14 protein-coding genes are annotated in these 19,387 nt (G+C 42.8%); 5 read left to right on the forward strand and 9 right to left on the reverse strand.

Going from position 1 to position 19,387, the window contains the following annotated elements:
- Positions 1-128 precede the first annotated feature (128 nt).
- A complete protein-coding gene (locus tag F0145_RS14975) occupies positions 129-1,511 on the forward strand; it encodes an FAD-dependent oxidoreductase (protein WP_150089306.1) in 1,383 nt (460 codons plus the stop codon).
- A gap of 2 nt (positions 1,512-1,513) precedes the next feature.
- Entirely contained in the window at positions 1,514-2,020 is a 507-nt protein-coding gene (locus tag F0145_RS14980) for a hypothetical protein (RefSeq protein WP_150089308.1), read from the forward strand.
- Between the two features lie 5 nt (positions 2,021-2,025).
- Here F0145_RS14980 and F0145_RS14985 read toward each other — a convergent pair whose 3' ends face one another.
- Together F0145_RS14985 and rpoN are read right to left on the reverse strand one after the other, a co-directional pair.
- Positions 2,026-2,646, reverse strand: a complete 621-nt coding sequence (locus tag F0145_RS14985) for a hypothetical protein (protein ID WP_150089310.1) — start codon at positions 2,644-2,646, stop codon at positions 2,026-2,028.
- A gap of 156 nt (positions 2,647-2,802) precedes the next feature.
- Positions 2,803-4,317, reverse strand: coding sequence for an RNA polymerase factor sigma-54 (gene rpoN, locus F0145_RS14990; protein ID WP_150089312.1), 1,515 nt, complete (start codon positions 4,315-4,317; stop codon positions 2,803-2,805).
- Positions 4,318-4,515: 198 nt separating this feature from the next.
- Here rpoN and asnS point away from each other — a divergent pair, with 198 nt between their 5' ends.
- Positions 4,516-5,904, forward strand: a complete 1,389-nt coding sequence (gene asnS, locus F0145_RS14995; RefSeq protein WP_150089314.1) for an asparagine--tRNA ligase — start codon at positions 4,516-4,518, stop codon at positions 5,902-5,904.
- 84 nt (positions 5,905-5,988) lie between these two features.
- On the opposite strand, the gene F0145_RS15000 is transcribed toward asnS, so the two are convergent.
- Positions 5,989-7,383: a DUF6056 family protein gene (locus tag F0145_RS15000; protein WP_150089315.1), complete on the reverse strand. Its 1,395-nt coding sequence runs from the start codon at positions 7,381-7,383 to the stop codon at positions 5,989-5,991.
- A gap of 160 nt (positions 7,384-7,543) precedes the next feature.
- On the opposite strand from F0145_RS15000, the gene F0145_RS15005 reads away from it, so the two are divergent.
- Together F0145_RS15005 and F0145_RS15010 are read left to right on the forward strand one after the other, a co-directional pair.
- Positions 7,544-8,323 (forward strand): enoyl-CoA hydratase-related protein, encoded by a 780-nt coding sequence (locus tag F0145_RS15005; RefSeq protein WP_150089317.1) that lies wholly within the window; start codon positions 7,544-7,546, stop codon positions 8,321-8,323.
- 110 nt (positions 8,324-8,433) lie between these two features.
- A complete protein-coding gene (locus tag F0145_RS15010) occupies positions 8,434-9,063 on the forward strand; it encodes a DUF4142 domain-containing protein (RefSeq protein ID WP_150089319.1) in 630 nt (209 codons plus the stop codon).
- Positions 9,064-9,221: 158 nt separating this feature from the next.
- On the opposite strand, the gene F0145_RS15015 is transcribed toward F0145_RS15010, so the two are convergent.
- From F0145_RS15015 to F0145_RS15040, 6 genes are all read right to left on the reverse strand, one after another.
- The gene (locus F0145_RS15015) at positions 9,222-9,515 is read right to left on the reverse strand and encodes a hypothetical protein (RefSeq protein WP_150089321.1); all 294 of its coding nucleotides are present in this window, start codon (positions 9,513-9,515) and stop codon (positions 9,222-9,224) included.
- Positions 9,516-10,114: 599 nt separating this feature from the next.
- Positions 10,115-13,000, reverse strand: coding sequence for an excinuclease ABC subunit UvrA (gene uvrA / locus F0145_RS15020; protein ID WP_150089323.1), 2,886 nt, complete (start codon positions 12,998-13,000; stop codon positions 10,115-10,117).
- 498 nt (positions 13,001-13,498) lie between these two features.
- Positions 13,499-14,407 (reverse strand): glycosyltransferase family A protein, encoded by a 909-nt coding sequence (locus F0145_RS15025; RefSeq protein WP_150089325.1) that lies wholly within the window; start codon positions 14,405-14,407, stop codon positions 13,499-13,501.
- 75 nt (positions 14,408-14,482) lie between these two features.
- The gene (locus tag F0145_RS15030; protein ID WP_150089327.1) at positions 14,483-15,508 is read right to left on the reverse strand and encodes a polysaccharide deacetylase family protein; all 1,026 of its coding nucleotides are present in this window, start codon (positions 15,506-15,508) and stop codon (positions 14,483-14,485) included.
- Positions 15,505-17,229, reverse strand: coding sequence for a glycosyltransferase (locus tag F0145_RS15035; RefSeq protein ID WP_150089331.1), 1,725 nt, complete (start codon positions 17,227-17,229; stop codon positions 15,505-15,507). Before F0145_RS15035 ends, F0145_RS15030 begins: the two co-directional genes overlap by 4 nt.
- Before the next feature lie 164 nt (positions 17,230-17,393).
- On the reverse strand, positions 17,394-19,163 hold the full coding sequence (locus F0145_RS15040; protein WP_150089333.1) for an ABC transporter ATP-binding protein: 1,770 nt from the start codon (positions 19,161-19,163) through the stop codon (positions 17,394-17,396).
- Between the last annotated feature and the right edge of the window lie 224 nt (positions 19,164-19,387).

The following is a 19,387-nucleotide window of genomic DNA, read 5'->3' on the forward strand; positions in this document are numbered from 1 at the left end:
AAAAGGAAAAATAAAAATACCCGACTCAAGTAAGCCGGGTATTTTTATTTAAGAATATCGAGGTACCCGGCTAATATTTTAAATTTATATCTTTACCAGTAACAAAAGCATCTGCTCATACCAAAGGCATGTCAAGAAGAGAACATATTACCGTAATGGGGGGCGGATTGGTTGGCTGCCTCATGAGTTTATACCTAGGTAAAAAAGGGTATAAAGTAGATTTATACGAGCGCAAACCCGACCTGCGGAAAGCTTACAAAGAATACGGCCGTTCCATTAACCTGGCTCTCAGCGACCGCGGCTGGAAAGCCCTGAATGGCATTGGCATTGGCGACGAAATCCGGAAAGTAGCCATTCCCATGTACGGCCGCATGATTCACGATTTGCAGGGTAAGCTAAGTTTTCAGCCTTACGGCAAAGAAGGGCAGGCCATTTATTCAGTTTCACGGGGCGGGTTAAATATTGCCTTGCTCGATTTGGTAGAGGCCGAGCATAATATTACCCTGCACTTTAGCAAACAATGCGAACGCGTAGACTTGAAAACCAATGAAGTGCACCTGCGCGATTCGGCTACCGGCGAAGAATCAGTAATTCATGCCGATCGCTTGTTTGGTGTGGATGGTGCTTATTCGATGGTGCGCTACTCCATGCAAAAAACTGAGCGGTTTGATTTTTCGCAATGCTATTTGAACTACGGCTACAAAGAATTAACTATTAAGCCCGGGCCTTTTGGGCGGTGGTTGCTGGAGAAAGAAGCTTTGCATATTTGGCCGCGTGGTAATTTTATGATGATTGCCTTGCCCAACCTGAACGGTAGCTTTACCTGTACCTTGTTTTACCCCTACGAAGGCCACGAATCGTTTGCCAACCTGAAAACCGAAAGCGATGTAAAGCGGTTTTTTAAGAAGCAATTTCCGGATGCTATGCCCCTGATGCCAAACCTGGTAGATGAATTCTTTAAGAATCCGGTCGGCGATTTGGTTACCATTCGGTGTTTTCCGTGGGCTTTTCAGGATAAAGTTTTGTTGCTGGGCGATGCCTCGCACGGTATTGTGCCTTTTTACGGCCAGGGCATGAACGCTGGCTTTGAAGATTGTACGGTTTTTAACGATTTGCTAAACGAGCATACCGGCGACTGGCATACTATTTTCGATAAGTTTCAGAAAATACGTAAACCCGATACCGATGCCATGGCCGATTTGGCTATCTATAACTTTCTGGAAATGCGCGATAAAGTGGCCGACCCACGGTTTTTGTTACAGAAAAAAATAGAAAGTAAAATAAGTACTTTGTATCCGGAACATTGGCTGCCACTTTACTCCATGGTAACCTTTAGCGATATTTCTTACGCCCAGGCCAAAGCCGCCGGCGAACGCCAGGAACAAATAATGGCCCAAATAATGCCGCAAATTCAATCCGAAGCTGATTTTGACAAGCCGGGAGTGCAAAATTTAATCCGGCAGCAAATATTGGGCAACGACGATTTAGTTAAAAGCAGCACAAAGCCCTGATAGTGGGAAAGAATGATGCCTCCGCGCTGCTAAATGCTATTAACAAAATAGCAGCGGTGCTGGTGCTTTTCTGTTCTTTGCTGCTTTTCCTGGATTATTTATTACCGGGTTCTTTGGAAGAAGTAGTTATTCAGGAATATGATGTTTTTACTACCCGGGTTCGGGGCGGCTCTGCTACCACGTATAATATTATTACCGAAAAATATACCTTTCCTATTTCGGACGAATTTCTGTCTGATTCGGAGGTGGGCGATACCATTAACGTAGAGGTATCCAGAATGCTGAAAATAATAGAGGCATACGGTCTAAAAAATCAGCTGGCAACTCATGTTTATTACACGCGCTACTTAACGGGTATATTTTTCCCGCTGGCGCTTATACTGGTTTCTTTAATAGCTTTAAGAATACGCGAGCCTTCCGAAACAACCTTAAATATGCTGATTGGGATGGAAGCTATGGCCTTGTTTATCTTTTTTATGACGGTACTGAATATTTCTAACCTCTTCTGAGCAACTTAACGAATAAGCGGCCAAATACTTAAACCTACCAGAAAACCCAGCAAAAAGCCGGTATAAACTTCGGCGGGGGTATGCGCCTGTAAAGCCAATCGTGCCGACATAACTGCCCCAACCACTAAAACAGCAGCTACTATAACGTACAGCAAAAAGTTTTCGGGTAAGTTGGCGTGCAGAAAAAACAAAATTCCTAACGCGCCGCCCAAACCCACACTATGGGCACTTATTTTCCAGCGAAAAGAAATCAGGTAAACTAAAAATACCGAAAGCGTAACTAAGAACATAATGTAAAAAAGCAGCCGGTCGAATACCTGTTCCTGGTAAAAAAGATAGCTGGTTACTGCAAAACAAACCGTGGTGAAGAAAAAAGGTAAATTTCTTTCGGGCCGGTTTTCTACGTGCATGCTACTAATAAACCCGTTGCGGTACATAAAGTAGGTGCCCAAACCCGGTACCATAAACGTCGTGAAAAAAATAATTGCCATAATTACCCAGCGGCTTTCGGCCGGAAAAGTAATCATAGACTGCGGCAGCCCATAAAGCACCAACCCAAACAAGTAAGTCGGAATCAGCAGCGGGTGAAATACAACAGAAAGCGCCAGCGCCAGGGTGCGGTTCACGAAGAGAGTTAAAAGTTAAGAGTTTAAAGTTAAGAGTTAAAGGTTGTTAAATATTGAAATTATATTTAAAACAACTAAAAGAGTATATTCTAAGTTTAACCGCCTTCCCAATAAAATTAAGTATGATTAACTCATAACTTTTAACTCATAACTAATTTATAATTCTTTCCGTAGCCGGGCAACCGGAATATTTAGTTGCTCGCGGTATTTGGCTACGGTGCGGCGGGCAATATTGTAGCCTTTCTCGTTCAGCATTTTCTCCAGTTTATCATCTGATAAAGGCTTTTTCTTGCTTTCCTTATCAATAATGTCTTTCAAGATTTGCTTTACTTCGCGGCTGCTGGCATCCTCGCCCGAATCGGTGGCAATACCTTCGGAGAAGAAATATTTAAGCGGATATACGCCAAACTCCGTTTGTACCCATTTGCTGTTGGCCACCCTGGATACCGTAGAAATATCCATATCTATTTCCTGGGCAATATCTTTTAAAATCATGGGCCGCAGTTTGGTTTCGTCGCCGTCCAGAAAAAAGTCGTGCTGAAAACGCACAATGGCTTCCATGGTGCGCAGCAACGTATTCTGGCGCTGTTTAATGGCATCTATAAACCATTTTGCCGAATCCAGTTTCTGCTTTACAAACGTTACAGCTTCTTTAAGCTTTTTGTCTTTTTTAGCGCCTTTGTCGTAGGCATCAAACATTTCGGAATAAGAGCGGCTTACGCGCAAATCGGGCGCATTACGCGCATTAAGCGTTATATTAAGCTGGCCATTTTCGTTGGTAATTATAAAATCGGGCACAATATATTGCGCTTTCGCCAACCCGGCCGAGGTGCCACCGGGCTTGGGGTTCAGCTTCAGAATAATATTCAGGGCTTCTTTCAGTTCGTCATCTTCAATATCCAGCCTGGACTGAATTTTAGAATAATGTTTTTTCGTAAACTCATCAAAGCAATCCTGAATTATTTGCTCCGCTATTTCGGCAATATAATCTTGCTCGCGCCGCTCCAGTTGCAATAACAAGCATTCCTGTAAGTCGCGCGCCGCAATTCCTGGTGGGTCAAACGTCTGAATTTCGCGCAGCACAGCCTCCACTTCTTCCAAATCTACCTCAATATTCTGCGAGAAGGCTAAATCGTTTACAATGGCACTTAAATCGCGGCGGATGTAGCCGTCGTTGTCAATGCTGCCAATAAGTTGCTCGCCAATGGCGTGTTGTTTTTCATCCAGGTTCAGAAAATTAAGCTGATCCAGGAGCGCATCGGTAAGGGTAGAAGTGCCGGCAATGGGCATATCGCGGTCTTCTTCCTCACCCGGGCCATCGCCCTGCATTTTATAACCGGCAATTTCATCATCGTGAATGTAATCGCCTAAATCAATATCGTCGTTATCCTGCCGGTAGTCGTCTTCCAGGCCCGGGCCATCATCGTCGCGGTTGTTATCAAAGTCCTCGTCCAGGCTGTCGTCGCTGTCAAAATCATCGCCGCTATCGTTTTCTTCCTCGGAGCGCTCAAATTCATCTTCCGGACCTTCTTCCAGCGCCGGGTTTACCTCCATTTCTTCTTTTATGCGCATATCCAATTCGGCTGTTGGTATCTGCAACAGCTTAATGAACTGAATCTGCTGGGGAGACAGTTTTTGCGATAAAAGTTGCTTTAAATCTAGTCGCTGCATACGGTTTTCATACCCAAGGCATGTATGAAATTTATATTCAAATTTAGGTTATTTTTACTAGCGTTTAATAAAAAAGGTTAAAATATCGTTACTTTGCGTCGCATAAATTGTAGCAGGTAGCAAGTACCGGGTAGTTAGCCTTCTTTCATTTTAACTAAATCCTGATACCTGCTACGTGCTACCTGATACTAAAAAAACATGAAACGAAGCAAAGTTGCCGCATTATTAGCGACTACGGAAATAGACCGGGAAGTACTGGTAAAAGGCTGGGTCCGGACTAAAAGAGGAAATAAGTTTGTCAGTTTTATTGCCCTGAACGATGGGTCTACCATAAATAATATTCAGTTAGTAGCCGATGCCGAAAAGTTTAGCGAAGATAGCTTGCGGGAGGTAACTACCGGCGCCTGCATCGCGGCTAGCGGTATTCTGGTGGCTTCGCAGGGCAAAGGCCAAACCGTTGAAATTCAGGTTAATAATATCGAGGTTTTAGGTGCCGCCGATCCGGAGAAATATCCGTTGCAGAAAAAAGGGCACTCGCTGGAGTTTTTGCGCGAAATAGCGCACCTGCGCCCGCGTACCAATACCTTTGGCGCAGTACTGCGCATGCGCCACGCCATGGCTTTTGCGGTGCATAAATATTTCAACGACCACGGTTTTTACTACGTGCATACGCCCATTATTACGGGTTCCGATGCCGAAGGCGCCGGGCAAATGTTCCAGGTTACTACTTTAGACCCCGCTAACCCGCCCAAAACCGAAACCGGTGAAGTTGACTATACCGAGGATTTCTTTGGCAAGCAAACTAACTTAACCGTATCGGGGCAGTTAGAAGGCGAAGTAGCCGCTATGGCGCTTGGTCAGATTTATACTTTCGGACCAACTTTCCGGGCCGAAAACTCGAACACGACGCGCCACCTGGCCGAGTTCTGGATGATTGAACCTGAGATGGCTTTTGCCGACCTGACCGACAACATGGATTCGGCGGAGGAATTTCTGAAATTTCTGGTGATGTACGCCCTGAACAACTGCAAAGACGACTTACAGTTCCTGAACGACATGTACGACAAAGAACTGCTAAACCGCCTGAACTTTGTGGTACAAAACAGTTTTCAGCGCCTGGAGTATACCGAAGCCATTGAAATATTAAAATCGGCCAAACAGAAATTTGAGTTTCCGGTAGAGTGGGGTACCGATTTGCAGAGCGAGCACGAACGCTACCTGGTAGAGAAGCATTTTAAGAAACCGGTTATCCTGATAAACTACCCCAAACACATAAAAGCTTTTTACATGAAGCAGAACGAAGATGGCAAAACCGTACGGGCCATGGACGTACTGTTCCCGGGTATAGGCGAAATAATTGGTGGCTCCCAGCGCGAAGAAAACTACGAGAAACTAGCCCAGCGTATTCAGGAAATGGGTATTCACGAAGAAGAACTGTGGTGGTACTTAGAGCTGCGCAAATTCGGTACGGCCCCGCATGCCGGCTATGGTTTAGGCTTTGAGCGCCTCATGCTGTTTGTTACCGGTATGGGCAATATTCGCGATGTTATTCCTTTTCCTCGCTTCCCGAAAAGTGCGGAGTTTTAAACATTAGCTATAATTATTAGACTATTTGTATAAGAATAGTAAAGAATAAAAAAGCAGCGTAGGAGATTGTTCTTACGCTGCTTTTTATTTTAGTTGCTTCCCTGACGATACTGTATCAGGTTGCAGCAGCATTAATTTCTTGCCAAAATATTCCGAGAAATAGCGGTTTTTCCAAGTGGTATCGGCGGGTATTTCTTCAAAAAATATAGTTCTGGGAATATTCTGGATTTCCGGAATAGGACATACCTGACAATCGCTTTTTTGGAGGTAGGTGTAGCGGGCATTCATTTGCTGGTTATAATGGCTCGCCCGACCAGAAAATAAATCAGTGTAAGCCTGCCGGATATTAGATTGTTTACTGTAGAGTAGTAGCAACCCTATCCAGAGGCAAATAAGCCAGCGTGCATAAATGGGTACGGGCAATATTTGTAACGAATATTTTCCTCCTAAATAAGCCACGGTGGTGTGGATAGTTAAGAACCAGCCAATAAAGAACACCAGGTAAATATTGTTTTGTACCCTGGGCGGAGCATGATCGCCTTTACTCCAGTAAGCAACAAAAAAGCAAATAATTAAACTCAGGAAAAACAAAAAGATGGCAGTGGCCGGGTGAATATTTTTTTGATATTTCTGGTAATGCGCTAGTTTTAAACTAAACGGAATAAACAATACAGTAAGGGGCAGTATAGGCGTAGTAGCAAGCCAGTTGAGGCTATTATTAACCGCAATAGCAGTAGCATAAGCACCGGCAAATATTAAGTTTCCGTGGTCGGGATATTCTTTTAACCGGTTTAAATTACCTGGGGCAAAATATACCAGGGCACAGCAAATACCTGTAATTATCAGAAAATAAACTAGCGTAAAATTAAGGCGCCGGTGTAAGAAGGTATCAACCAGCAAAAATGCAGTCATCAGAAAAGCCAGTAACGCCATATTGGTTTCGTTTAAACCAATGTTGATGCATAACAAAATTGTAATCAGGAAAATATAGAATGCTTTTTTGGGAGTATTTTGGTTTTGATAAAAATGCCAGAGGGTGGCCAGCAAAAACAGCATAAAAATATTGGCTGTTTGGTAACTTAAAGAACCCGACAACCAGTAATAACCCTGAGCCACTGTGGGCATAAAGCCAACGTGCAGTACCAATAGTAACAGGCTTAACAGAGCCGCCATGCTCATGGGGAAAGCACGATAAAGGAAGGTTTTTACAAATGCCAACAGCGCCGCATAAGTAAGTATAAACATCAGGAAAGCCATTAGCTTATATGCGCCAAAAGCACGATAAACCAGCGGATTAAAGCTGCCCAAAAACATAGACATATACCGGCCGCTCCAATTTTGCCGAATATCCCATTGGGCTTGCCAGGCATCGGTGGCAATAACCATATTGGTAAGCCAGTAATCATCGGCCGAAGGATGGGTATAAAAAGCCACTACCAGAAAAGGAAAAATAGCTGCCCCCAATGTTAGCCAAGCCAATACTCTTAAATTAACCAGACTAAATATAGATTTTAAGAAAGGCAACATTGGCAGCTTCAGATTTTTCAAGTAATCGTAAAAATATAACTTACTTTTTTAACCTGTGTCAGGCTTACTCTTTTATTATATTTAGTGCTTATCCTTTAATCTGCAAAAGCTTATGTACGAACACCTGCTTTACGAAATAAATAATGGCATTGCCACTATTACGCTAAACCGGCCCGAACTGTATAATGCTATTAACACCAAACTAACTTTTGAGCTACAGGATGCTTTAAAGCAAGTTGCTAAAGATGCAGAGGTGCGGGTGGTGGTACTTACGGGTGCCGGCAAAGCGTTCTGCTCCGGGCAGGACTTGAATGAGGCGGCAGAACTGGGTAACCGTTCTTTATCAGAATCGTTGCATAAGCGTTATAATCCGGTTATTAAGGCTATGCGAAATTTGCCTAAACCCATTATTTGCGGTTTAAACGGGGTGGCTGCCGGGGCCGGCTGTTCTTTGGCCTTAGCCTGTGATGTTATTATTGCCTCTGCCGAGGCCAGCCTGACCGAAGCCTTTATTAATATTGGCCTAGTGCTCGATTCGGGTTCGGCGTTTTTTTTGCCCCGGATGGTGGGCTCGCTTAAAGCGTTTGAATTAAGTACTTTGGGCACCAAGATAAAAGCCGAAGAAGCATTGCAACTGGGTTTGGTAAACCAAGTAGTAGCACCCGAAAACTTAACGGCAGCCGTAACAACATTGGCCAGCCGGTACGCAATTGCGCCTACAAAAGCCATTGGTTTAATTAAAAAAATGCTGAATAAATCGCATGCCGCTACCCTGGACCAGATGCTGGATTACGAAGCGTATTGCCAGGAAATAGCCGGCCATACCCAAGATTTCAGGGAAGGCATAAAAGCGTTCCGGGAGAAGCGTAAACCAAATTTCAAGGGGCAATAAAGCGTAATCTTTCGGGCTATTATCAGCTATTCGTGGCTAATATAAAAATACAACAACATTGGTTTTAGGCAATCGTAAAGAATTTAGTATAAAAACTAAAACCACAAACTATGAAAACGCAAATATTACCTGTTTTAGTAGCCCTAACCCTGGTATGGGGTGTTGGCTGCAATACTAAAACAACTGATACTCAAAACAAAAATACAGAACTTAAGGAGCCCGATAACCAGGCCACTGCCGAAAATAATGCCCAGTCGGGTTACGGCAATGACCCTAATAATAACAGCGGCGCGGCCACTACGCAGCAATTAGATACCACTAGTTTTGCCGTAAAAGCAGCCAGTGGCGGTTTAATGGAAGTAGCCTTGGGAGAAATGGCCCAGCAGAAAGCCGCTAATGCCGATGTGAAAAAGTTTGGCCAGCAAATGGTAACCGACCACAGTAAAGCCAATGCCGAATTAAAAACCCTTGCTGCTGCTAAAAATATTCAACTTCCGTCTACCCCCTTGCCGAAGCATCAGAAACACATCGACCACATGGGTAGTTTAAGCGGAGCTGAATTTGATAAGCATTACATGACCATGATGGTAGAAGATCACGAGGAAGATGTAACCTTGTTTCAGACTACTGCCAACGATAATAGCCAGGATGCTGAGCTGAAGGCCTTTGCCCAGAAAACCTTACCGGTTTTAAAAAGCCACTTGCAATTGGCACAGCAAACCCAGGCAAAAGTTAAGTAAGGAAAAAGCTATAAATAAATAATCCGGCTAATGCATTAGCCGGATTATTTATTTATAGCTTTTTACATTATGGCATTTCTCCTAACCAAGCTGATGCGAGCACCGGCTTATACCTCTTCTGCAGTTCTTATAAAATTTAGCTAACACATTAGGCTAGGTTAGTGAAGCAATACATTTATATTCCCGTTTTCGAGAAAGGGAACTGCTTCTGCCGGTGTTATCAGGCGATAGGTGGTATTTAATAAATGGGTTCGGGTGTTGAACCGGGTAATTTCGAGCAAATATTCCTCCGAAACTGTTTTGTACAACGAGTAAGTAGGCGGAATAAACAGGGCGTTGCGGGTGTGTTCCTCGGTATTAATAATGCCCAAGGCAACCTGATCTAAATAATCAATTACGTATTGCTTGCCGCATTCCGTTGTAATCAGGTTAAGATTATTTTTATCTTTCATACAAACTCCATTCTGCAATCAAATTGCTTTAACGGTACAATAGTAATACCAGTTGAATCTTTTGCAAATTAATTTAGAATTTATTGATAATCAGAAATAAAAAAAGCCGCTCTACTAGCGGCTTTCTAAATCAGCACATTTTTATGGATAAAAGTACCTTTAACCTTTTAGTAAAAAGATGTATAATTTTTGACTACTGTTTCCGGAATCAGTTGATAATTAATGGACGTATGATTCATTAACGGATTATAAAAACTCTTTTTCTGAATATATTCCTGCGCAGGTGTTCTGTAAATAATATAAGTATAATTCTTATTCGAATTTAAACTACCATTTCCTATTACTTCCAGTTTATTTAAATCAAATTCCTTTCCGCAATCTGTTACTATTCGTGAATTATCGGTATAATTCATTCCCTTCCAATCCTCAATTAAAATAACTAAAAACTATTTTTCGGTGTAGGTTTACGTGCTAAATAACTTAAGGTTGTATTATTTTGCTGTTTATTTCAGAATTAATAAAGTTTTTAATTAACCAGAACCAAGTAATAGGGTTATAAACACCTCTTTAAAAAAGCTTAAAGCGGTGCCTGCTCTAAATTAAGCAGGCACATCGCGGTATTTACTCGTGGCTAGTTCTTCCCGTAAAAAGCGGCTGGTGTAACCTTTATCAACTTTAGCCACTTCTTCCGGTGTGCCTTCGGCCACAATGGTACCGCCGGCTTCGCCACCTTCCGGGCCAATATCAATAATGTGGTCGGCTACCTTAATCATGTCCAGGTTGTGCTCAATAATTAAAACCGTATTGCCTTTATCTACCAGTTTATGAATTACATCAGATAAATGCCGGATGTCTTCGAAATGCAAACCGGTGGTAGGTTCGTCGAGAATATAGAAGGTTTTACCGGTATCTTTTTTAGATAACTCAGTGGCCAGTTTAACCCGTTGGGCTTCGCCGCCCGATAGCGTGGTAGCCTGCTGGCCCAAGGTAATATAGCCCAAACCTACCTCGTTCAATATTTTTACTTTGCGCAATATCCGGGGCTGGTTATCAAAAAACTCCACGGCTTTTTCCACGGTCATGTCCAGCACATCGGTAATAGATTTGCCTTTAAAACGTACTTCCAGGGTTTCGCGGTTGTAGCGTTTGCCTTTACAAGTTTCGCAAGGCACGTTTACATCGGGCAAAAAATTCATTTCGATTACGCGCATGCCAGCGCCTTCGCAGGTTTCGCAGCGACCGCCTTTTACGTTAAACGAAAAGCGCCCCGCCGAGTAACCGCGTATTTTGGCTTCGGGTAATTGGGCAAACAAAGCCCGAATATCGGTGAACATGCCGGTGTAGGTAGCCGGGTTGGAGCGCGGTGTCCGGCCAATCGGCGATTGATCTACTTCAATTACTTTATCTATATGCTCCAGCCCTTCGATGCCTTTAAAAGGCAGTGGCTCGCGTTTGGCGTTAAAAAAGTGCCGGTTCAGAATCGGAAACAGTGTATCGTGGATGAGCGTGGATTTCCCGCTACCCGAAACACCCGTTACGGCAATTAACTTACCCAAGGGAAAGTTTGCCGTTACATTTTTTAAATTATGGCCAGTGGCGCCGCGCAAGGTTAATATTTTGTTGTGCCCAGGACGTTTTTCGGCGGGAACTTCAATGTGCTTCTGGCCACTTAAATATTGCGAGGTTAAACTACCCGACGAGAATATTTCCTGCGGCGAGCCGGCTGCTACAATGTGCCCGCCGTGGATGCCCGCTCCCGGACCAATATCCAGCACGTGATCGGCGTGCATAATCATGTCTTTGTCGTGCTCTACTACAATTACCGAGTTACCAATATCGCGCAGGTTTTTTAAAGCCGCTATTAGTTTTTCGTTGTCGCGCTGGTGCAACCCAATACTCGGCTCATCCATGATATACAGCACACCCACCAACTGCGTACCTATTTGGGTAGCCAGCCGGATGCGCTGCGATTCGCCGCCCGAAAGCGTACGCACCGAGCGGTGCAAATTCAGGTAATCTAACCCAACATCCAGCAAAAAACCGATCCGCTTTCTAATTTCCTTTAACAATTCGCGGGCAATTAAATTCTGGCGTTCGTTCAAACGCTCTTCGAGGTTGTTAAACCAATCGGCTAACTGGCCAATATTAAACTGCGATAACTCACCAATATTTTTGCTATCTAGTTTTATGTGCAGCGATTCTTTTTTGAGGCGTAGTCCGTGACATTCTGGACATTCGCTGGTTTGGGTAAATTCTTTTATCCAGCTCCGGATAGCATCCGAATCAGAATCCATTTGCTTGCGCAAAAAGCTAATAATGCCTTCGAACTCGATGGTATAGCTGTGGCCTTTGGCTTTAACTTCCAGTTCTTCTTTTACGCCGTGCAGCAACTGGTTTAATACCGGCTCAGGTAAATCCTGAATAGCAGTGGAAATATTTAGTTTATGTATCCGGAGCAGCGCCTGTATTTGGTTAAATATCCAAATGTCGCGGAATTCGCCTAAGGGCGCGATGCCGCCGCGGCTAATGCTTAAGGTTTTATCCGGAATAATCGATTCTTCGGTAATTTCCTGAATTTCGCCTAAGCCGTTACAGGTTGGGCAAGCGCCGTAAGGCGAGTTAAACGAAAAAGTATTTGGGGCCGGATCGTCGTAGGCAATACCGGTTTCGGGGTCCATGAGGTGCTGCGAGAAAAAATGCACTTGGTTGGTATCGGGCTCCAGAATAGAGATGGTGCCTTTGCCGTGCGTAAGCGCATTCTGCACGGAACTGGAAATCCGGTAGCGATCATCAGCGTTCACCACTATTTTATCCACCACAATTTCAATGTCGTGAATTTTATAACGGTCTATCTGCATTTTGGGCACCAGTTCCAGCATTTCGCCGTCTACCCGCACGCGCACAAAACCCATCTTCCGGATTTGCTCAAATAATTCGCGGTAATGACCTTTACGACCTTTTACCACCGGCGCCAGAATAATTAACTTTTTACCGTTAAAATTTTCCAGGATGTGCTGCACAATCTGCTCGTCGCTTTGCCGGATCATTTTTTTGCCGGTTACGTAGCTGAACGCTTCGCCTGTACGGGCAAAAAGCAAGCGCATAAAGTCGTAAATTTCGGTAATGGTGCCTACGGTAGAGCGCGGGTTGCGGCTGGTGGTTTTCTGCTCAATGGAGATTACCGGGCTTAAACCTTCAATTTTATCTACGTTGGGCCGTTCCAGGCCGCCCAGAAAAGAGCGGGCATACGCCGAAAAGGTTTCCATGTAGCGGCGCTGCCCTTCGGCGTAAATGGTATCGAAAGCCAGCGACGATTTGCCACTACCGCTAATGCCGGTAAAAACTACCAGTTTGTTGCGCGGTATAGAAAGGCTAATATTTTTTAGATTATGTTCCCGGGCACCGTAAACTTCTATTTGTTGGGTTTCGGTAACTAAAGCCGGGTTATTATTTATAGCAGGAGTTTCTTCTTTTGTCTGAGCCATTGCTGGTCTTAATTAATCTGCAAAGATACGCAAATGCCCAATCTTGTGCAGGTTAAGGTGAATCATTTCTTAACAGATTTGCCGGGGCTTTGGTTCTGCCAAAAATCAGATAAACCAGTAATAAATCCAGTAATAAATATTAGGAAGAGAAGTTGCAACAGCGGCAATAGTGCCAGTTGTAGCTGCTAAAGTATTTTAGCGGGGAAAGCTGTAATATTTTTTCGCTGAATAATTAAGACGATAAGCTTACTTATATCAGAAGAAAATATTACCCGCAACAAGGCAATGAATATTAAATCCGGGAAAACAGATTGAATATTAGGATGGAGATAAACCCGGTAGCAAAACCTAAACGAAGCTGGTGTTGCTACCGGACTGTTAATCTGAATAAGAAGTTCTGGATTCTTAACTCAAAAGAAAGTCATTAATATTGCGTAAAAATTAAATGTACCGGTAAATTTAAATGGCTTATTAATATTAAAAGTTAATAGGTATGGTTTAATGAAATAAAACTTTTTTGCCCTGCATCCGCTTTTTAACCTTCCATAAATAATCTTTTACCAACAGGTAAAATGGCCGGCTATAAGCTAAATTTTCTTCTACCAGTTGTTTTACTTCCGGAAAATTTAAATTTTCTTCCTGCAGGTAGCTCAGCATCCATCTTAAAAAGCGTTTCCGGATGCGCTGGTAGCCACCGGTAGCATGCGATGAATGTAACATAGAATCTGCTCTTTGCCGATAACGGTTATTACAAGTAGCAGAAATATATACTGGTTCGTTTAAGAAGATTTTGGTCATTAACACCTGGTCTTCGTACATGCCTTTGAATGCGGCGTTAAACATGCCATATTTTTCTAGCAACGATTTTCTTATTAACAAGGCGCAAACGCACGGTGAAGCGCCATTGCCCAAGGGGTACAACTGTAAACTTAATTGGGGCGGATAATACATTTGATTGGGTGCAGCACCTACTTGCACCACCACGTTCTCCTTATCTTGTTCTGTCCAGGTGTACCAATATTCTGTTGCTTCACAAATTAAACCTGCCTCCGGATTATTTTGCTGTAAGTAAATCTGATGAGACAAATATTGCGGTAAGAAAACATCATCGCCATCCAGAAAGGTAATAAACTCGCCGTTGGCTAGCTTAATGGCCGCATTACGGCTGGCACTGAGGCCTAAGTTCTGGTGGCCCGGATGATCGTGGTAAAAAATTTTATCTGGATACCGTTGCGCGTAGTCTTTTGCGATAACCGTACTGTTATCCGTTGACCCATCATCAAGTAAAATTAACTCCCAGTTAGGATAATCCTGCGCCAGAACGCTCTCAATCATTTCGCCAATATATTCTTCTAAGTTCAGAAAACAGGTGGTGACTGAAACCAAAGGATTAAACGAATTACTCATTATAATTTTAGTGAATATTAATTAATTGTTTAAAGGGTATGGCAAAAAGACTGTTTTTATAAATTTATTAAAATATTAATACCCTTTCAGCCAACGGTTTAAGTAACCCTGAAATTCGGCTTCGGGCCAATTATTTACATGAAACCGGCCCATCTCGAAAGGATTAGCTGCTTTATTAACCGCACTGTGAAAAGTGGTTACAGCGGTTTTAAAACCCGTTGCTTTTAAAATATTTTGTGCCGATTGGTTATAACTGCCGTTCGGGAAAGAAAACAAGTCTATTTCACGGCCTGTTATTTTTTCGAGCGTGTTTTTGCTGCCAATAATTTCCTGCTGCTGCACCTCGGGCGGTTGAAAGCCTAAAGCTGTATGGGTTACGGTATGCGCGCCAACTCTAAACAGCGGGTGATGGGCTAAATCCAGCAGTTGTTGCTCCGACATGCACTGGTAATCGGGGCGGGCAGCATCCGGCAAACCGGCCCAGGCCCGGAGTTCGGCCAGTAGCTGGCTTTGCCGCGCGGCCGTTTCCTGAACTATTTCCTGCCACAGCAACATATAAACTTTGGTGCGGGTAGTAGGCGGCGGTACCGATTCGTGCCATTGCTGGTGTTGCTGCCGGATTGTGAGCGTTAGTTCGGTTTCGGGTTCCAGGCTAAAATTATGTTGCTTACCTAGTAGTTTAATAGATAACCGGGCGGGTAATATTGGCGTTTGTAGAATAATCCGTTCCAGTTCATCCCACCAAAATTCTTTTGCCTGGCCTAAATTGCCGGTCGGGATAAAAAAAGTAGCCGGCAACTGGTATTGCTCCAGCAAAGGTTTGGCAGTTAAGTAATTATCTACGTAACCATCGTCGAAGGTAAGCACAATACTTTTGTGCCGGATAGTACCGGTTTTTACCTGATTCAGCAGGTTTGGCAGCGATACCACGTGGCCGGTTTGCTGCATTATTTGCAGCTGCGTTTCGAAATTAGCCTCACTTACCGCCAAGCCCCACGGGTCGCAGGCTGGACTAGCAATGCGATGATACATGAGTACCACCGCCCGGTTACCCCACAGACCTTTTACCTTTTTTAGCCGGTTATGCCACTTCTGGTTCAAGCAATTGCTGGTTTTGTACCTTTAACGGTAATAATAACTTGGTAATGCGGGTCGGTAAAGTCCATCTGCTCTTTTTTTATTTCGGGCAGACCCATGCCGTATAACAGGGCAGTAGCTACGAAAACGTTGCCAAAGTTCTGCACCTCTACGTTAGGAACTGGAAAAATTTCGGTCATAGCTTTCTGCATCGCCGGTCTGGTAAACGACCAGAACCAGCTTTCTTCCAGTTCGCCGTATTCTATCTGGCTAATGCCCGGTACCGTTAATAATAAAGTGCCGCCCGGTTTTAAAATACGATAGCAGGTTTGTAAAGCGCCTTTAAAATCATAAATAAACTGTAACGTTTGCGTCATGATAATGCAATCGTAGCTATTATCGGGTACATGCGGGGCGTTACTTAAATCGCCAATAATGGTGGCCTTGGGGTTATCGGCGTTTACGTGAAATATATCGCTTTTGCTTACTTTTTTGCCGCCGTAACGCATGGTATATTCGTTATCGCCTATTTCCAGTACGTTGCCTTTAATGCAGTTAGCCTGCTGCTGCAAAAAGTTTTCGATATAATAACGGTCTATAGCCCCGCCGCGGTCAAAGCCATACCGGATGCTAAAAGGCATGGTGCGGTCAAAATCGCCTTTATTTATATGCCGGGGTGCTTCGTAAAATTCTTTGTAAATACCAGCTTTGTGCAACGAACGCAGGAAAAACTGCGGCGAATATTTTTTTATTAGCGTTTTAACCGGCCCCAGAGCCAGGTGTTTTATAAAATTAACCATTAAGCGGGGTAAATATTTTGATAAAAGACGAAAATCTTCTTTCTCCAGGTTTTGCGATGTTTTAGCGCTGTTCTTTAAAAAGCTACTAATTATTTGCGGCCCATAGTTTTTCTGATAATTCAATATTCCTTTTTTAAAGGCTTCTATTTCATTATCACTACGCAAGTCTTTGCTGTGTTTTTCCAAAACTTTTAAGGAATTGCGCAGCATTAGCGGTATGTTAAAAGACATACTGGTATCGTAGCGCCGGTAAACGGCCAGTTTGTGCTGGTGGTGCATAACCGGGTGGTTGCGGGCTACCGACAAGTACAAATCATAATCTTCGCAGGCTTTTAAAGAAGTATCGTACCGCCATTTTTTAAAAATCCAGCGCTGAAACATAACGGTAGCGTGCATACAGATATAATTGCCATTTAACAGCCACACAAAATGATCCTGGGTTACCGGATAAGAGCCTATTATATTTCTGTTTTTATTTGCATCTGCCTCGTCGAACCCGCCCGAAACAAAACCTAAATCCGGATTTTGTTGCAAATATTTTACATTGGTTTCAATAGCATCCAGGTATAACCAGTCGTCGGCATCTAAAAACACCAGGTACGCGCCTTTACTCTGGTCTATGCCGGTATTGCGGGCTGCCGAAAGGCCCTGGTTTTGCTTATATATATAAGTAACCTCCGGATACCGCTGCGCTACCTCTCTGGTATTATCTTTTGAACCATCGTCTACCACAATTATTTCTATGAACGGGTAAGTTTGGTTTAATACGCTCTCGATGGCTTCGGACAAAAAGTGCGCATGATTATAACACGGAATAATAACCGAAACTAATGGCTGTTCAGGAAAGGAAGGACTCGCCTGGTTGATGGGAACAGGGCGATGCGTTATGCCAACTGCATTCTTGTAACACACAATATCTTCTAAAGGGCCGGAAAAATGAAACATGAATATTGCCACTAAAAAAATTAGACTCTTTGCTTTAAGCGCAGCATGGCCATACTTTTGTGGTTGCTGCTTACCATTGGGCAGTAAGTTGAAAATTATTTATATAAAGTTAAATATGTAAATCTTAATATATAAATATTTTGTAAAAAAAATTATCAGAAAATTTAAATTGCTTCTTTTATTAATTCTGAATAGCTCCGCTGCGATATAATTTCTCCGTTTTTTAATTCAAATATTCTGTTGCACTCCTTTAAAGAGGTATACCGATGGGCAATAATTAAAATGGTAATATTGGTATCTGAAAGATTCTTAATAGCTTCGTTTACTTCTTTTTCGGTGGTGTTGTCGAGAGCGCTGGTAGCTTCGTCAAAAATTAGTATTTCGGTTTTCTTGTATAAGGCCCGGGCAATGCCTATGCGCTGGCGCTGGCCACCCGATAATTTAGAGCCGCGGTCGCCGATGGGTGTTTCTACGCCATTGGGCAAAGCGGCCACAAACTCTTGAAGCGAGGCTTTTTCGAGGGCATCGGCTAAGCGTTGCTCATCTACCGCTTTGTCGAATAAGGTAATATTATCTTTAATGGAGGCATTCATTAAAAAGGCATCTTGCTTTACATAGCCAATTAGCCGGCGCCACGCTTTTAAATTTTTGTCCGATAATTTCACTCCATCTACATAAATGCCGCCATTACTTTCGGTATAAAACCGCAATAGCAAGTTCATTAAAGTAGTTTTGCCGGCACCGGAGCTACCTATAAAACCAACTTTTTCGCCTTTTTTTATTTCTAAGGAAACTTCTTTTAAAACCGGTATATCCTTGCCCGGAAAAGAAAAGCTTACCTGGTCTAGTTTGATTTCGGATTTAAACTGCAGTGGCTTTTGCGGCGTTGGCCCGGTAACCTGCTCGTCGTATTCATCAAATTCTTTGAGCAAATTAATGGTATACTGGTTTTTTTTCAGTTCTACCATGCCCACCATCAGCCGGTTTACCGATGGCATTAGCCGGTAAGCCGCCGCTGTAAATAAGCCCAGAATGGCCAGTAACTCTTTGGGGTTGTCTACAAATATTAAAGAGTAAATAAAAATAGTTACCACACCCAAAATGGTTACCATTTCAATAATTTTAATAGGAATAAGCGAAAGTAAATAGCCTTTGGCCTCTAAGGTTTGCAGTTCCTTAATATAACCCGAGATAATATTTTTAAATTCTTCTTCTTTCTCGGCTAATTTTATTTCTACATGGCCCAAAAGTGAGTCGGCGGTAATGCCGGTGGCCACCGGCCTGATTTCGTTGGCTCGCTGCCCTATTTTGCTGCCCCGCTTTTTGAGCGCGTTATAGGTTAAAATGGTAGTTGGCCCCAGAATAACCACGAGCAAGATTAGCAGGGTGGGCTTAAAAAGCAGAATACCCGCAATAATGATAATTAAAATAACGAACTCGGAAAAAATAACGAACAAGCCCCGGAAAATACCACTTATAAACTGCGACGGAATATCTATTATGTAATACATAATATTAATATGCCCCATGTTGTTAAAAAGCCAGAAAGGTAAGCCGGTAAACTTGGTATACTGCCGGTGAATAATAGTATTGGCAATAGCTGCCGAAAATTTTACCTGCCGGTAGTTTATCCAGGTAGAAAAAAGGTTTTTCAGCAAAAAGAAACAAAAGATTACCAGTACCGCAAAAATCAGGAAAGCACTTTCGGAAGAAAAGCCCAGGCTGGAAAACAAAAACGAAAAATACTTATTTTTTTGGATGTAACCGGTTTCGGAAGCAGCAATAATAAGGGGTACCAGTGCTGCTAACCCAATTACATCTAGTAAAGACGAAAATATAGATAAAAACAGCATGGCCATTCCTTCCCGCTTTTGCGAAGAAGTTAAATAGTATTTAATGCAGTTTAAAGACTTAATTAATATTCCTGCATTCATTTAAAAAACAATATTGTACATACAAAATAAATAATTCCTGAAACCAACAGCACTAAACAATACAAATATATTTATTTAATATTTAATATATATAAATAATATAATATTTATTTTCTTTAAAACAGCTTTAAAATTGCTTTACTCGTTATAATCTGCTAATTCTGTTCTTTTATAAATACGCTTTACTGAGCTAAATATTTTAAAAAACTCCCGGAAGAAATCTT

This window comes from Adhaeribacter rhizoryzae, from assembly GCF_008629685.1.
Classification (GTDB): Bacteria; Bacteroidota; Bacteroidia; order Cytophagales; family Hymenobacteraceae; genus Adhaeribacter; species Adhaeribacter rhizoryzae.

Excerpts from the sequence above, each read along its gene's own strand:
- rpoN (WP_150089312.1), bottom strand. The coding sequence starts at position 4,317 with ATGCAGCGACTAGATTTAAAGCAACTTTTATCGCAAAAACTGTCTCCC.
- F0145_RS14975 (WP_150089306.1), top strand. The coding sequence starts at position 129 with ATGTCAAGAAGAGAACATATTACCGTAATGGGGGGCGGATTGGTTGGC.
- F0145_RS15005 (WP_150089317.1), top strand. The coding sequence starts at position 7,544 with ATGTACGAACACCTGCTTTACGAAATAAATAATGGCATTGCCACTATT.
- asnS (WP_150089314.1), top strand. The coding sequence starts at position 4,516 with ATGAAACGAAGCAAAGTTGCCGCATTATTAGCGACTACGGAAATAGAC.
- F0145_RS15040 (WP_150089333.1), bottom strand. The coding sequence starts at position 19,163 with ATGAATGCAGGAATATTAATTAAGTCTTTAAACTGCATTAAATACTAT.
- F0145_RS15010 (WP_150089319.1), top strand. The coding sequence starts at position 8,434 with ATGAAAACGCAAATATTACCTGTTTTAGTAGCCCTAACCCTGGTATGG.
- uvrA (WP_150089323.1), bottom strand. The coding sequence starts at position 13,000 with ATGGCTCAGACAAAAGAAGAAACTCCTGCTATAAATAATAACCCGGCT.
- F0145_RS15025 (WP_150089325.1), bottom strand. The coding sequence starts at position 14,407 with ATGAGTAATTCGTTTAATCCTTTGGTTTCAGTCACCACCTGTTTTCTG.
- F0145_RS15015 (WP_150089321.1), bottom strand. The coding sequence starts at position 9,515 with ATGAAAGATAAAAATAATCTTAACCTGATTACAACGGAATGCGGCAAG.
- F0145_RS15035 (WP_150089331.1), bottom strand. The coding sequence starts at position 17,229 with ATGTTTCATTTTTCCGGCCCTTTAGAAGATATTGTGTGTTACAAGAAT.